At 44.7% G+C, this 14,846-nt stretch carries 13 protein-coding genes; 8 read left to right on the forward strand and 5 right to left on the reverse strand.

The features are described 5' to 3' along the window. Positions 1 to 18: 18 nt before the first annotated feature. Positions 19 to 555, forward strand: coding sequence for a DUF4269 domain-containing protein (locus ACDQ55_RS20675; protein ID WP_420983547.1), 537 nt, complete (start codon positions 19 to 21; stop codon positions 553 to 555). Positions 556 to 993: 438 nt separating this feature from the next. Here the strand turns inward: ACDQ55_RS20675 and ACDQ55_RS20680 are convergent, their stop codons facing one another. After that, positions 994 to 1,449: a pyridoxamine 5'-phosphate oxidase family protein gene (locus ACDQ55_RS20680; RefSeq protein WP_420983548.1), complete on the reverse strand. Its 456-nt coding sequence runs from the start codon at positions 1,447 to 1,449 to the stop codon at positions 994 to 996. Between the two features lie 167 nt (positions 1,450 to 1,616). Here ACDQ55_RS20680 and ACDQ55_RS20685 point away from each other — a divergent pair, with 167 nt between their 5' ends. Together ACDQ55_RS20685 and ACDQ55_RS20690 are read left to right on the forward strand one after the other, a co-directional pair. After that, positions 1,617 to 1,856 (forward strand): hypothetical protein, encoded by a 240-nt coding sequence (locus ACDQ55_RS20685; protein WP_420983549.1) that lies wholly within the window; start codon positions 1,617 to 1,619, stop codon positions 1,854 to 1,856. Positions 1,857 to 2,022: 166 nt separating this feature from the next. Further along, positions 2,023 to 2,265, forward strand: a complete 243-nt coding sequence (locus ACDQ55_RS20690; RefSeq protein WP_420983550.1) for a hypothetical protein — start codon at positions 2,023 to 2,025, stop codon at positions 2,263 to 2,265. 134 nt (positions 2,266 to 2,399) lie between these two features. On the opposite strand, the gene ACDQ55_RS20695 is transcribed toward ACDQ55_RS20690, so the two are convergent. The 4 genes from ACDQ55_RS20695 to ACDQ55_RS20710 all read right to left on the reverse strand — a co-directional run bounded on the left by ACDQ55_RS20695 (position 2,400) and on the right by ACDQ55_RS20710 (position 6,607). Further along, positions 2,400 to 2,651 (reverse strand): hypothetical protein, encoded by a 252-nt coding sequence (locus tag ACDQ55_RS20695; RefSeq protein WP_420983551.1) that lies wholly within the window; start codon positions 2,649 to 2,651, stop codon positions 2,400 to 2,402. 298 nt (positions 2,652 to 2,949) lie between these two features. Continuing rightward, positions 2,950 to 3,981 carry a non-homologous end-joining DNA ligase gene (gene ligD / locus ACDQ55_RS20700; protein ID WP_420983552.1) on the reverse strand — a complete coding sequence of 344 codons (1,032 nt, stop codon included), beginning with the start codon at positions 3,979 to 3,981 and terminating at the stop codon, positions 2,950 to 2,952. A 4-nt stretch (positions 3,982 to 3,985) separates the two neighbouring features. Beyond that, positions 3,986 to 5,590, reverse strand: a complete 1,605-nt coding sequence (locus ACDQ55_RS20705) for an alpha-amylase family glycosyl hydrolase (RefSeq protein WP_420983553.1) — start codon at positions 5,588 to 5,590, stop codon at positions 3,986 to 3,988. Between the two features lie 63 nt (positions 5,591 to 5,653). Next, positions 5,654 to 6,607, reverse strand: a complete 954-nt coding sequence (locus ACDQ55_RS20710; protein ID WP_420983554.1) for an MBL fold metallo-hydrolase — start codon at positions 6,605 to 6,607, stop codon at positions 5,654 to 5,656. 119 nt (positions 6,608 to 6,726) lie between these two features. On the opposite strand from ACDQ55_RS20710, the gene ACDQ55_RS20715 reads away from it, so the two are divergent. The 5 genes from ACDQ55_RS20715 to ACDQ55_RS20735 all read left to right on the forward strand — a co-directional run bounded on the left by ACDQ55_RS20715 (position 6,727) and on the right by ACDQ55_RS20735 (position 14,220). After that, complete coding sequence (locus ACDQ55_RS20715) at positions 6,727 to 7,299, forward strand: RNA polymerase sigma factor (protein ID WP_420983555.1); 573 nt, start codon at positions 6,727 to 6,729, stop codon at positions 7,297 to 7,299. An 88-nt stretch (positions 7,300 to 7,387) separates the two neighbouring features. Beyond that, positions 7,388 to 8,323: a FecR family protein gene (locus tag ACDQ55_RS20720; RefSeq protein WP_420983556.1), complete on the forward strand. Its 936-nt coding sequence runs from the start codon at positions 7,388 to 7,390 to the stop codon at positions 8,321 to 8,323. Between the two features lie 125 nt (positions 8,324 to 8,448). Next, a complete protein-coding gene (locus tag ACDQ55_RS20725) occupies positions 8,449 to 11,775 on the forward strand; it encodes a TonB-dependent receptor (RefSeq protein WP_420983557.1) in 3,327 nt (1,108 codons plus the stop codon). Positions 11,776 to 11,793: 18 nt separating this feature from the next. Further along, the gene (locus ACDQ55_RS20730) at positions 11,794 to 13,338 is read left to right on the forward strand and encodes a RagB/SusD family nutrient uptake outer membrane protein (protein WP_420983558.1); all 1,545 of its coding nucleotides are present in this window, start codon (positions 11,794 to 11,796) and stop codon (positions 13,336 to 13,338) included. Positions 13,339 to 13,350: 12 nt separating this feature from the next. Beyond that, positions 13,351 to 14,220 carry a glycerophosphodiester phosphodiesterase family protein gene (locus tag ACDQ55_RS20735; RefSeq protein WP_420983559.1) on the forward strand — a complete coding sequence of 290 codons (870 nt, stop codon included), beginning with the start codon at positions 13,351 to 13,353 and terminating at the stop codon, positions 14,218 to 14,220. Positions 14,221 to 14,846: the final 626 nt, after the last annotated feature.

Genomic DNA, 14,846 nt, shown 5'->3' on the forward strand with positions numbered 1-14,846 from the left:
TACAATAAATAGCCGGGAATGCATTACTACGTTGAAAAGTTCAGCAGCATCCATTACCTCAAAAACGGCAACAGCCGGCAGCAGTCTGCATTTAACCTGTTACAAGCACATCATGTAATGGATATATTAGCAGACTTTGACCCCTTGCTGGCAGGTACAGTGCCAATTGGTATCGATACCGCAAGTAGTGATCTGGATATTATTTGTTTTGCGCCCGATCTGAAAGCGTTCAGTGTCTTCTTGGAAGAACATTTTGCTGCATATTCAGGTTTCCAGTTAACCGATACAGAGATGAAGGGCGAAAATACGATTATTGCTCATTTTACCATAGATGGCTGGCCCCTGGAAATTTTTGGGCAGAATGTGCCGGCGGTGGAACAGGCTGGTTTCCGGCATATGATTGTAGAATACTCTCTGCTGCACCAATATGGTGAACCCCTGAAACAGCGGATCATTGAGCTGAAGCAACAAGGATATAAAACAGAACCGGCTTTTGCCGTTGCGCTCGGCCTTAAAGGAGATCCTTACCAGGCTTTACTGGATATTGCTTTTTAAAGTACTTACCAATGGATGCAATAAATATCCCGGCAGCAAAACGCCGCCGGGACCACTTTTACAATTATCAACCTTAGGGCCAGCCAAACAATATTTTCATTAGGATCGGTTTCAATAATGATGTATCAAAAGATGATATAAATTGATCTTAGTAAGTAGGAGCTCTCCCACTTTTGTAAACATACCGGGATATACGCTGCCAGCTGGTAGGTTAATACCCGGCAATGGAGCGCTATACCGAATGCTTTTCATATCTGGTGGCAAACATAGCGATCTGATATGAATTTAGTATTAACAGTATGATAAGGTGTGTGGTGAATAATAAAGGAGGCAGAATAAAAATTATTTAACGTTGACGGTTAAACGTATAAGAGCCATTGCTTTGACGTTGTGTTAGGCGGCATGCTATTGTTTCGAAATTGCTGTAGTGCGGCCGGTTTAGGGTTTTTCAAACCGGCCTGTTCTTTCCGTAATCCTGATCCGGTATACTACTGGCCGGATATGTTCCGTATCCTCCTCGTTCGCCATTTCCCGGTGCATATCCAATAGACCGGTGGTTTCACTCACGGTGAGCTGGGCGAGCCGGCTAATGAGAAATTTCATGGCATAGAACCGCTCCTTTGGATCGGTAATTTCTTCGTAGGCTCCCCATATAATAGCGCTGCGCCAATTGGTATTGTCAATAATTTCATCTACCTGGAAGCATACCAACGGATGCGATCTCATCATGGCTACTTTCATTCCTTCTTTGGAATGTGCTATCAGGTAGGTATCGTTAAAGGCGTAGTTAACAGGCACGATATAAGTCTTTTCGCCGTCGGTGCAACCAATGCGCCCGGTAATGTTATGCGCCAGTAATTGATTGATTTCTTCCACGCTGAGTTTTCCTAACATATGAACTTTAATTTTAGATAAATTAACCGGGAACATCCGGTACCTCTAATAATAAACAGGTAACCTCCTGTATTGTTGAGCGCAGCGGGCAGTGGCCTTTCTCTGGCGATATGTTTGCGGGAAATGTTGAGATACCTGAATTGCTTCACTTTTCAAACAGTTATTTTATGCCATTAAGAGATCATACCATAGGCGGCCAGCACAAACAGGGGGGCCCAGACCTTGATAACGATTACAGACAAGATATCCGCCAAGAGGTAACATCAGACGATATACCGGAAGATATGGCGCCTGAAGATGATAGTGCTATTTCCAATGAAGACGCTCCGGAAGGTCTGGATAGCCAGGGCGATGATGATATCCAGGAGGAAAATGATGTAACTGCAAAAGACCCGGAAGAAAAGTAATTCCCTCCCTCTTATCTTCCTTTAATTATTTTTCTGTTATAATGATGAAAATAATTAAAGGAAGATTTTTTTTATTTGAATAAGTATTAACTTTAATACTGACCATATCTTAATCTTAATTTTTCGGAGGTGTGTACTGCTTCCCATCATTAATTGATCAACCAACATGCTTACAAGGATTGAAATCTCCGCAGGTGAAAAACCACTGTGTTATGCTGATTATGTTTCCTATGGGGAAGCGCTAAGCGTTTACCGGGAATTACTGTCTGATCGGCATTTTCATGCGTCTTCCGGTAAATTTTTATTCCGCTTGTTGAAAGAAAGCCAGGGTATACGGCAAGTGGTAGCTACCCACTATATCGATGATGTTACGCCTGAATTGCTGAATATCTTGTCTAATCAATATTAAGGGGGGTGTTGGCGTAATACAGGCTCATTGTGCGATGTTGGGCAGTCCGTATAGTAGTTTCAGTGGTAGAAGAATATCTACCTGGTTAATCCGTTTGGTTAGGAAGAATTAATGGATTAGTAAGCATAAGCGGATTAACGTTGTGAACCACTTTCAGGGGCCCACTTAATGTCATCCGCTTCTTCCTCTGTTACTTCGTTTTCTTCCAGATCGTCTTCTTCTAATTCCGGATCAGGATTTTCAGGTAGTTCATTGTCTTCCTCTTCTTCTAATTCTTCCTGGCCGGTAGAGGGCGATGGTTTTTTTTCTGCCCTTAAACCTTGGGAGGCTTGGTTGTTCCTGCTTTGTTGCCGGGCATTGGATTGTGCTAGGGTTTGTTTTTGCATAAGAATGAATTTTTTAATGTAGGCTCAAAGACTACGCCATGTGCATACATAGCAGTGGCATTTATTTTTTTGTGAAGAAGTGCGGAACTCTGTACTCATCCGTCGGGCAAATCGGGCACAGAGTGGGATAAAATTTCAGCTTGCAGTTGCTGTAGCATTTGCTGTTATAACGGAAATATATGCACGAAATGCCGAGTTGCTGTATATCCTTTTACAGAAGCAAATTCTTCCAATGCCCTGAAATTATTGATCAGCTAAAAATTGTTTTGCATGTATTGAGATACACCAATTGCAGAGATCATAATAATTCCTGTAATTGGGTGAGCACTTGTTTCATATTAATACCTTTTCCCAACAAACCTTTTAGCAGATCGCCCTGAGTGGCTATACGGTGGGCCATGTTGTAGATGTTGAATTGCTGCATTTTTAAGCCTTTTTTTACTTCTTTCCAGTGCAGGGGGGCGGAGGCAGTAGCGCCAGGTTTGGGGCGGAGCGAATACGGTGCGGCCATGGTTTGGATTTGCCGGTTCTGTAGAAAATCCAGGTATATTTTTCCTTTGCGTTTGGCAGGAGTTCTGATTATACTGGTGATTTCCGGTAATCGTTTGTTGACGATACTTACGATGAGTTCTGCCAGCATGCGGGATTGCTCGAAACTGTATTTGGCTCCTAAGGGAATTAGTATATGCATGCCAGTAGAACCGGATGTTTTTACGAAGGATTCGGCGCCAATTTCATCTAATACGTTTTTTACCACCAATGCAGTTTCAATTACCTGGTTAAAAGGATTATTGTCCGGGTCCAGGTCTATCAGGCAATAATCCGGGTTATCGGGTTTGTTAATCCTGCTGTGCCAGGGATTAAATTCAATGCAGCCCAGGTTGGCCATATACAGTAGGGTAGCTTTATTTTTGCAAATCATGAACTTTTTGGTTTCGTTATCCGACTCACTGGTATAGGGAAATGTTTCAATCCAGCCGGCTACTTTATCTTCTACGTTTTTCTGGAAGAAATGAAACCCTTTAATGCCCTCCGGAAATCTATTCAGGGATTGGGGCCGGTCTTTGAGGTAAGGTAACAGGGTGTCTGCGATACTTGCATAGTAATTGAGCATGTCTCCTTTGGTGATGCCTTCCTCCGGCCAGTATAATTTGTTGAGATTGGTAAATTTGAGCAGGTGGCCGTCTATTTTTATTGCTATTTCAGTTTCGTTTTTTGGTGGGAAAGCGGTAGCCTCCTGTAGTTTTTTGTTTGGGAGAACAGTAGTGGTTTTCATGGCGTTGGTGCGTTTGGGTGAGATAAGATAGCCTGAAGGCAGTTCTTGCTTCATCGTATTATGCAATGCGTACGATCAATCCTTCATTGCCGTTGAGGGCTATTGGAAAACTGATAATGGTACCTTCTAATGCCACGTTGGTAGCTAATACCACGGTGCCTTTAAATAATTCGTGTGTTGGTGTAAAGTTGGCTGTACGGTGGCTCAGGTTGAGGATCACGAGAAAGCCGTCGTACCCTTCTTCTTGGCGCAGGTACACCAGAAGCTGGGAAGTAATTGCTACAGAAATATAATTGCCGGTTAACAGTGATGGCTCCTGTTGCCGGAGTGCAATCAGCCGACGGTAGAAGTGCAGTACAGAATGAGAGTCTCTTTGTTGCAGGAGCACATTATTACGGATATGGTCTGCAGATAGGCGTAGCCAGGGTTTACCGGTGGTAAAGCCAGCATGTAGGGTATCGTCCCATTGCATGGGCGTGCGCGCCGGGTCGCGGCTCAGGTTCTTATCAGGCATATTCAGTCCTTGTGGGTCTTGTATCTCTGCCGGGGGAATGGCTACATCGGCCATGCCTAGCTCTTCCCCGTAATAGATGGTAGGTGTTCCCCGCAGGCTTAATAGCAGCATCGCAGCAATCCTGGTTTGTTCTATACCTATTCTGCTGGGAATCCTGGGCCGGTCGTGGTTGCCTAGCACCCAGTTAGGCCAGCCATCAGGGGGCAGGGCATTTTCATATTCGGCAATAGCATCTGCAATCAAGATGGCATCCCAGGGAATAGAGAGCAGCAAGAAATTAAAGGGGAGATGTGCGCCTTTGTTATCAACACCGTAATAGGTCACCAGGCGATGAATGGGCAGGTATACTTCTCCAATCATCATCCGGTCGCTGTACTCATCTATAATCTGGCGCATCAGATGTACGATATCCAATACTTCTGGCTGGTCTGTAGAGAATACCGGCAACAATTGGTCGTAGTCTGGCTGGTCTGGCTGGTAGCTAGGGTCGGGAGGGTTATTGCGCCATTGCGCGTCTTTGATCATATGCCACATTACGTCTACCCGGAATCCATCTACGCCTTTATCCAGCCAGAAGTGCAGTATGTCTGCCATCGCTGCCTGGACTTCAGGATTGCGCCAGTTGAGGTCTGGTTGTTCTTTAAGGAAACCGTGATAATAATATTGGTTGGTGACTTCATCCCATTCCCAGGCGCTGCCTCCAAAAACGCTTAACCAGTTATTGGGGACGCTTCCATCTGGAAGTGCATCCCGCCACAGGTACCAGTCACGCTTTGAATTAGTGCGTGAACTGCGTGATTCGCGGAACCACGGATGTTGATCGGATGTATGATTAGGTACGAGGTCCAATAGCAGTTTCATGTCTCTTCTATGCACTTCATATAGTAAGGCGCCAAAATCTTTCATCGTGCCAAAAAGAGGATGAATGCCTTTGTAATCGGAAATATCGTATCCGAAATCTGCCATAGGAGAGGGGAATATGGGAGATAGCCAGATGGTGGTAATACCTAGCCACTGGAGGTAATCCAGTCTTTGTATAATACCATTTAAATCGCCGATGCCGTCTCCGTTGCTATCCTGGAACGACCGGGGATATATCTGGTAAATGATGCCTGTTTGCCACCATGCTGCTTGTGATTGTGTTGCCATAATTTTAGGTAGATGATTTTCTTTTCCACAAAATGCGTGCGCAGCTAAATTGGCGGTTATGCTTTATTGCATATGTTTTCGTTTGTGGTAATATAGACTGCTGATCAATATGATAATCCCGGCCCCGGCAAAGAGCCACCAGCGGGTGTGATTAGCTTGCGGAATATATTCTACACCGTTAACGCCGGCCACAGCACTTTCTTTTACATACCTGCCATGGCTGGGTTTGGCCATAGTATCAAAATGATCAGCCAGCTGTTGCAGTTGGTGCCGCATGCGCGATCCCGCCAATGGGCGGCCATGTGCTGCTGCCACTATATGAGGCGTTAATTCCGCTAGTTTTTTAACGCTACTGGCTGCAGAGATCCAATCGGACGTGAAATATTTTGGTGGGCCGGAAATTTTTTTTGTTTGACGTATCACGTTTGTTAAAGCTTCTGCCTGTGTGGTAACAAAAGCATCGCCAGCCAACAGCACTTTATCTTTTGCTCTGTACAAACTGATGTGCCCGGGCGTGTAGCCAGGAGTATGGATATAACGCCATTCATCGAGCCCTGGTATTGTGCCGTCTTCTGGTAATAATAATAAATGGGCGTTAAGGTCAATGGCATGTTTGGGAAACGTCCAGGAAAATAAAGTCATCGCACCACCACCTGCGCCTGGGTCTGGTGGCGGATAAGCAGACCTGCCGGTGAGATAAGGGGCTTCGAGGTAGTGTGCGTATACCGGTACCTCCCACTCTGCTAACAGGGATGATAAGGCCCCCGTATGATCAAAGTGGCCGTTTGTTAGTATAATAGAGCTGGGTGTGGTTTGTGGCCAGAAAAGGTGTTGGGCTACTTTTTTAATCTTGTGGGCAGACGTTTTAAGCCCCGCATCCACTAGCACCCAGGAGTGGTTGGCAGGATTATATATCATGTACATGTTCACGAAAACATCATGTATACCCCATACGCCTGGAGCTACGGCAAACCACTTCTTATATAGTTTATCATCGATCAGCGTTATCTTTTCCATACGTCATTTTATGATAATACCATCAATTTCTATTCCTTGTTGCTTACAATTATTTAACATGAAATCCAGGCGGGTTCTACTATTTTTGATCGTCCGAAACAATAACAGCAGGTTTTTATATGCCAGGCGAATTATATGAATGGAGTGATGAAGCATTGTTCTTGCGGTTCCAGGATGGCGATACCGCGCCGTTCGAAGAAATTTACAGGCGCTTTTCCGGGTTGCTCTATCTGCATGCTTACCGGATGTTAGCGAACGAAGCGGATGCGCAGGATATTGTGCAGGAAGTATTTACTACCGTATGGACAAAAGGAAAAGAAGTGAAGCTAACGGTGTCGTTAGCTGCCTGGTTATTTGTGGTGACTCGTAATAAAGTGCTTAACCTGATTGCCCGCCAACGTTCCTATCAGCAGCATTTGTCTAATTTCCGCCAATTTATTTCTGAAACAGATACCAGTACTTTATCGCAGCTTACAGAGAAAGAGCTGCTTGCTATTATAGAACAAGAAATACAGCTATTGCCCGCAAAAATGCGGGAAGTATTTGAACTGAGTCGTAAGGCTTCCCTTTCCCATAAAGAAATTGCACAGCAATTGCAATTATCGCCCGAAACCGTTAAAAAGCAGGTGAGCAACGCTATCCGTACCCTCAAGCATAAGGTGGCGCATTTTATTTTTTGTGTTATCTGGTAGTTGCTGTTAACATTAAGATAATATACTTCCTTCTACCACTTTGCTGAACGACAACTGTCATATATACGTACAAAGACAAAAAGCGTTCATGGAGGTGAAAAAATTATTGCAAAGATATGTGGCTGGTAAATGTACGCCGGAGGAGCAATTGCTGGTAGAGGAATGGTACCGGCAAACTGCTGCACAACGTACTACCAATGCTTCGCCATTATTGCTGGAAGAAATGCAGCAGTCGGTATGGGAGCGCTTACAGGCTATGCAAACGCCGGGTGTGCGCCGTATGAAATTTTATCAGCGCCCTGCCTGGAAAATTGCTGCATTGGCCCTGTTACTGTTAGGCGCTACGTATCTGTTGTCTATCTTATTATTTCCTTCCCCTGTTGTATGGAAAGAAGCCTATGCTGCTAACAATAAGTCGATGCAACTACAGTTGCCTGATGGCAGCAGTGTTTGGTTAAATGCGGGTAGCCGTTTGCGTTATCCAGCGCATTTTGCCCATATCAGGCAAATAGAGCTGGTTAGTGGGGAAGCCCGGTTACAAGTAAAACAAGACCCCGTCCATCCTTTTAAAATCAGGTCGGGCGCTATTAATACAGCGGTACTGGGTACTATTTTCAATGTCCGTTTTTATCACCAGTTGCCTTTTATACAAGTAACGGTACAGGAAGGTAAAGTAGCGGTGAGCAATGCTACGGCTATGGTAACGTTATTGGCCAATGAAAGGGCTACGCTTTACACCGGACAGCAACAATTTGTAAAGGATACACTGGATGCTGCCGGTCTTAACGCCTGGATGAACAATCAATTGCTCTTCAGTAATGAGCGATTGGATATGATTGCCGCTTTGCTGGAAAATAAATTTAATGTACAAATATCTTTTGCAGATCCTTCTCTGCCGGATTATAAGATTACTGCCGGCTTTGGAGCCACCGACGATCTGGAGGAAGTATTGGATGCATTAAGTTTGGCTAACCGGCTGGCTTGGCAAAAGAAAGGAAATAACATCGTTTTCAGTAAACAATAAAAAAACCGGTAACTACCTGTTACCGGCCGTATCAGGGGAAGATCAATCAGTAATGGCCATCACGTATTGATTTTTCCCGGGGGATTTCAACAAGAATTATTCAAACTTAAAACCCGTACAAAGGTATGAAGATTTGTACCACTAATGTCATGTCTGTTATGAAACGGCATGCAAAGGCACCCTGTTGCCTGTTAATGCTGATCATGCTGGAACTACCGGTAAATGCGGCGGTGAGCCGCCAGGAGCCGGTGATTACAGAGAAAATTGATTGTATTATCCGGCAGAAGCCTCTGAAAGAAGCCTTTGCGATGATCCAGCAGAAAAGCGGTTACCTGTTTATTTACAACGAAAAATTAACAGCGCCCTACAAGGCTGTAAGCCTGGATGCACATGGGCAAAACATTGAAGCGGTGTTGACCACCCTGCTAAAAAACCTGCCGCTGTCCTGGAAGATCAAGAATGGTAAGGTGATTATCATGGAAAAAGAACCGGTAAAAACAAATAATACAGGCACGCCCTCCGCTACGTTGGACGATAAAGTAAAGGGTAAGGTAACCGATGAAAAAGGTGTGCCATTGCCGGGGGTAACCATTACTACCAAAGGAAAGACCCGCGGTGTGATCTCTGATGGCAATGGTGATTTTTTGCTGGATGCGGCCACCGGAGAAACACTGGTTTTTTCTATGTCTGGTTATAAAACCCGGGAATTAAAGGTAGATGGGTCTGCCGACCTGAAAGTAATCTTGCCGGAAGATATTACTGGTTTGAACGAGGTAGTGGTAGTTGGATACGGTACACAAAAGAAGAAAGATATCACCGGTTCTGTATCTTCTGTATCTGGTAAAGAGGTGGGCGAGCAACCGGTAGCCAACCCTATGTCTGCATTGAAAGGAAAGGTAGCGGGTCTGGATATTGCCAATGCGGGTAACGAGCCCGGAGGCGCCCCCCGTATACGTTTGCGCGGCGTGCGTTCTATTGCAGGCGGTAATTCCCCGTTGATCGTGCTGGATGGGATACCTTTATCCTCGCCGGCCGACCCGAAAAGCGACCTGCCATTGAATGAAATCAATACTAACGATATCGCTTCAGTGGAAGTATTGAAAGATGCCTCTTCTACCGCCATTTATGGTTCCCGCGCGGCCAACGGGGTGATATTGATCACTACCAAGCGTGGAAAAGCAGGTAAAACCAATGTGAATTACGATGCGTACTATGGTGTTACTTCCATTACCCGTAAGCTAGACGTAATGGATGGAAAGCAGTTTGCGCAATTGCGGCGCGAGGCCGCCCGGACTGTAGACCCTAATGGCGCCTATCCGGCTGATGCCACGCTGTTTGACGATATTGCACTGAAATCCCTGGCCATTGGCCGTTCTACCGATTGGCAGGATGTTATTTACCACGATGGTTCCAAACAAAATCATCAGCTGTCTATCAATGGAGGTAAGGAACATACGCAGTTCGCTATCTCACTGAATTACTATAAAGAACAAGGTATTGTGGACAAATCTGATTTTACCCGCGCTTCCCTGCGTGTAAATCTGGACCACCAGGTAAATGACCGCCTACGCTTCGGTACTTCTACTTTCCTTAGCCGTTCTACAGAGAATATGGTGAGCAATGATGTATTTGACAACGCCCTGCGGCTGAACCCTCTTGGAGTGCCTTACGATAGCTCGGGTAAGCTCCTTTTTCGTCCTAACAATGATGAAGGGCAACGTGTAAATCCTCTGATGGATATTCAGAATTACGTGAACCAGACCTACAAGACACGCATTTTCAGTAGCCTGTATGGAGAATGGGATATTACCAAAGACCTTAACTACCGGCTTAACGTAGGCCCGGAAGTAGAATCAGACCGTAATGGTATGTTTGCCGGTAGCCTTACCACGACCAACCAGGGCGGTTCCGCTTCTGCCAGTGTGAGCAATATAGAGATGACCTCCGTTACAATAGAGAACATCTTGAAATATACCCATACATTCGCGCAGTATCACCACCTGAATGTAACGCTCCTGCAAAGCTCGCAGCAGCAAACGATCAATAGCGCCAGTACTTCTGCTAATCAGTTGCCTTACGAATCGCAATTGTATCATAATATCTCTTCTGCTGGCCAGGTAACGGCTGTATCAAGTGATTATAGAAGAAGCTTATTGCTGTCGTATATGGGCCGTATTAACTATGATTATAAAGGCCGCTACCTGTTAACACTAACGGCCCGTGAAGATGGTTCTTCTGTATTTGCAGCAGGCCATAAATGGGAATCTTTTCCTTCCGTGGCCGCCGCCTGGAGAATAGATGCAGAGCCTTTCATGCAAGGTGTACGCGCTGTTTCCATGCTGAAACTGCGTAGCAGTTATGGTGTAACCGGTAATAATGGTATTACGCCTTATCAAACCTTCAGTACCTTAAAATCTAAACCTTACGCTTTTGGCAACACCGGTGCTGCCGGCTTTTTGCCTGCTACAATCGCCAACCCTGATCTGAAATGGGAAACCACTAAGGAGTTGAACATAGGGCTGGACTTCGGACTGTTTAATGACCGTATAACCGGCGCCGTAGAACATTATATCGCCAACACCACTAATCTCCTGTTGCCAAGAGGTATACCCGGCAGTACCGGTTATACCAGTGTATTGCAGAATATTGGCGCCACCCGCAATAAGGGTTGGGAAGTAAGCCTTTCTACCGTGAACATTAGTACCCATAACGGTTTCCAATGGAGAACGGATCTTACTTTTTCTGCCAATAATAATGTGATTACGAAATTATATGGCGATGGAAAAGATGATATTGGTAATGGTTGGTTTATTGGCCATCCTGTAGGCGTATGGTACGATTATCAAAAAATTGGCATCTGGCAAACCAGTGAAGCGGCTACTGCCGCTGCCTATGGTTATAAACCTGGTATGATTAAATTGGCAGACCGCGATAATAATAAGGTGATCAATGATCAGGACCGTACTATACTGGGCGCTCAGCAGCCTGGCTGGTTGGGTGGAATGACTAACCGCTTCTCCTGGAGGGGATGGGAATTGGCTGTGATGATCAATACCCGTCAGCATTACATGATCTCTTCCCAATTTTATAATAATAATAACCGGTTGGCCGCCCGTTACAACAACCTGGATGTAAATTACTGGACGCCGGAAAATCCCACCAATGATAATCCCCGTCCGGATAAGAATCAGGAAAGTGTGTTCATGGGCAGTACCCTGGCATATAAAGATGCCAGCTTTGTAAGGGTGAAAAACCTGTCGCTCGCCTATAGCTTGCCGGCCGGTTGGTTGCGTTATGCGCATATCAACAATCTCCGGTTGAACCTGAGTGCAGAAAATCCGTTCACGTTTACCAAGTATAAAGGACAAGATCCTGAATTCGAATCAGACGGCACCCGTGCCATGTATCCAATGGTGAAAATGTATGCCATCGGATTGAATGCATCTTTTTAATTCAACAACAAGCAACGTATGACTACCAATAAAAAATGGATCGCTTTTATCGCCTCCTTTGCTATATACCTGGGCATTCACTCCTGCAGCCTGGATGAAAAGGATTTATATAAACCCGTGCCGGAAGCTATTTTTAATAACGCTGCCGGTATAAGCAACGGCGTTAGTGGGGCCTATAGCATGCTGAGGGAGATCTATGGCTCTGAGCCAGGATTTACCGCTACTACCATGGGTACTGATCTTTTTCAGCATGGTAAAGATGGCAGCTATAAATTCATGGATGATTATTCTACTGCTTTTAACCCTCAGAACAGCTATCTGGCTAAGATCTGGAATAATTGCTATATTGGCATCAACGCCGCTAACACGGTGTTAGATAAGATTGATCTGGTAGCTGATATGGACGGTACTTCGAAGAGCCGTTACAAAGCAGAAGCACGTTTTTTACGGGCACACTACTACTATTGGCTTACCTTACAGTTTGGAGATGTACCTTACTCCGAACATGAAACCAAAGGTGTGGTAACAGATGCCGGTCGCGTGCGGAAGGATAGTATTTGGCAAAAAATGAAAGACGACACACAATTTGCTGTAGATAACCTGGGCTGGACTACCACCGATTATGGCCGTGTCACAAAAGGAGCTGCTCTTAATCAACTGGCCAGGATAGACTTGTTGCTGAAAGATAATAAAGGGGCGGCAGAAGCGGCACTAAACGTCATTAATAATGGACCGTACAAGTTATTGTCTTCCTATGCAGATGTATTTGATTATAACAATCAGCAGAACAATGAGATCATTTTTGCGGTGCAATACCTGAATAATGCCTTGTACAACGGTAATGGTAACAGTAGCCATGCCCTTTTTACGCCCGCCTACGACCAGTTTGCAGGTTTGCAGCGTGATCTCACACAGGGTGGCCGGCCGTATACCCGTTTCCGTCCGACAGAATTTTTCAGGAACCTGTTTGATCCGAATGATGCCCGTTTCGATGTTACCTTCCGATATACCTGGATCTATAATAATACTAAAACACTGCCTGCAGGAAAGAATATAGGCGATACCGTTATATGGGAAATCAGTCCCGGAGTTACTTCGGTGGTGGCGCCTAATAACGATAATATGCATTGGGGCGTTAAGAAGCATGATGATCCTGCCAGGGCTAGCGTACAAGACTTGGATGGCTTCAGGGATTTCTTTGTATACCGTTTGTCGGACACTTACTTACTGGCTGCCGAAGCATTACTGTTACAGGGTAAAGCGGGCGATGGTGTAGTATGGCTCAACGCCGTGAGAAAACGTGCTGCCAAACCAGGTAAAACGCTGCCGGAATTAACGGCCGATCAACTGGATATGGATGCTATCCTCGACGAACGTGCACGGGAGTTGGGAGGAGAGGAAGATCGTTGGATGGACCTGGCGCGCACAGGTAAACTCATTGAACGTGTATCCAAGTATAACCCGAATGCAAAAAATATTAAGCCTTATCATATTTTAAGGCCTATACCACAGGAACAAATAGATTTGAGCACGAATAAATTCCCACAGAACGAAGGTTATTAATTTATTTACATCATGAAGCACTTATTCTTATCCGTTGTATGCTTTGCAGCATTGCAGGCATCAGCACAACAAGCAAGACCGGTAGACGCTATCCTGGACGAATTTTACCATCATCCCGAACATGTTATGGTGGCTGCTCACCGTGCCGCCCATACGAAATATCCGGAAAATTCATTGGCCGCTATGCGGGAAGCCATTGCGCAGGGCATCGATGTAATGGAAATGGATGTGCGTGAAACCAAAGACCATATTATGGTGATCATGCACGACGATAAAATCACCCGTGTTACAGGTAAGCCTGGTAGGGTAGAGGATTATACTTACGCAGAGCTGCAACAATTTCCCTTATTGTGGAATGGTCAGCCTTCCCTGGAAAAGATACCGGCTTTTGATGAAGTGCTGCAATTGGCTAAGGGTAAGATCATGATCGATATTGATTTTAAGGCAGATGGTAAAGAAGCGGCGCAACGTACTATCAACCTGGTTGCCGCCCATAAAATGGAAGACCAGATATTGTTTTTCCTGTACGATTATGAGGATGCGAAAATGATTCATGATCTTAATCCTAAGATCCCTGTAATGCCCCGGGCGCACAGCGCCGCAGAAATAGCGGCGATAACCCAACTGGGTAACCAGTTGGGTAAATTCCCGGTGGTGCATATAGATGATTCTTTCTATTCCGATTCGCTGATGCAACGTGTTACTGCCAGTGGCACCCGTGTGTGGACAAATGCACTAGGTAAATACGATAAGCTGGAAAAAGCTAACGCCGATGCGGGTTTTGATCAGCTGCGGAAGGATGCGCAATATGCCAATGCTATTCAAACTGATCTGCCAGAGCTGCTCCTGGCCTACCTTAGAAAAAAAGGATTGCACAGATAAGCTGGTAACAGCAAACAAGGAATGAAAAACGAGACCACCTCACTTTTGAGGTGGTCTCTGTTATTTGCGGATCATTAGTGCAATTTTTTTGATTAATACTTATTTACCTTTATAAGCAATTGATCAAGTAGATAGACACTATGTGAAGAGATATAATCATTTTAAAATAATTTTGACTTGTTTAAAAAAAATATACATTTGTATTATGTGTTAGCCAATTGAATGAGTAAATGCTTGTTCGTTGTTACCCTTTATAACAGTATCCATTATACCCTTGAATATGAAATATTGTATAGTAATCCTGAAGTGTATGCATACGTAGTAATTCCGTTGTCTTTGTGGATTGTTCTGTTTGAATTATTGTAATTGTATGTTCCGTGAGCGCACATATTATAGCACTAATTATAACCCTTTTTGCAAGTATATCTGCAATCGGTTACACCGGACATTCACCAGCTATGGTACTGGTTAAATACCTTTGAGAATGGTTGCCAGCTGCCAGCTATGAAGTATTTGTTGGAACCCCGAATATATAATTATGTATCCCATACTTAGAAATATCTTATTTCTCCTATTGCTTGCCATACCCTTCACAGCAGCCTCCCAGAATGGTATTACCATTAAAA

Origin of the sequence: Chitinophaga sp. 30R24, from assembly GCF_049056765.1 — a bacterium.
Classification (GTDB): domain Bacteria; phylum Bacteroidota; class Bacteroidia; order Chitinophagales; family Chitinophagaceae; genus Chitinophaga.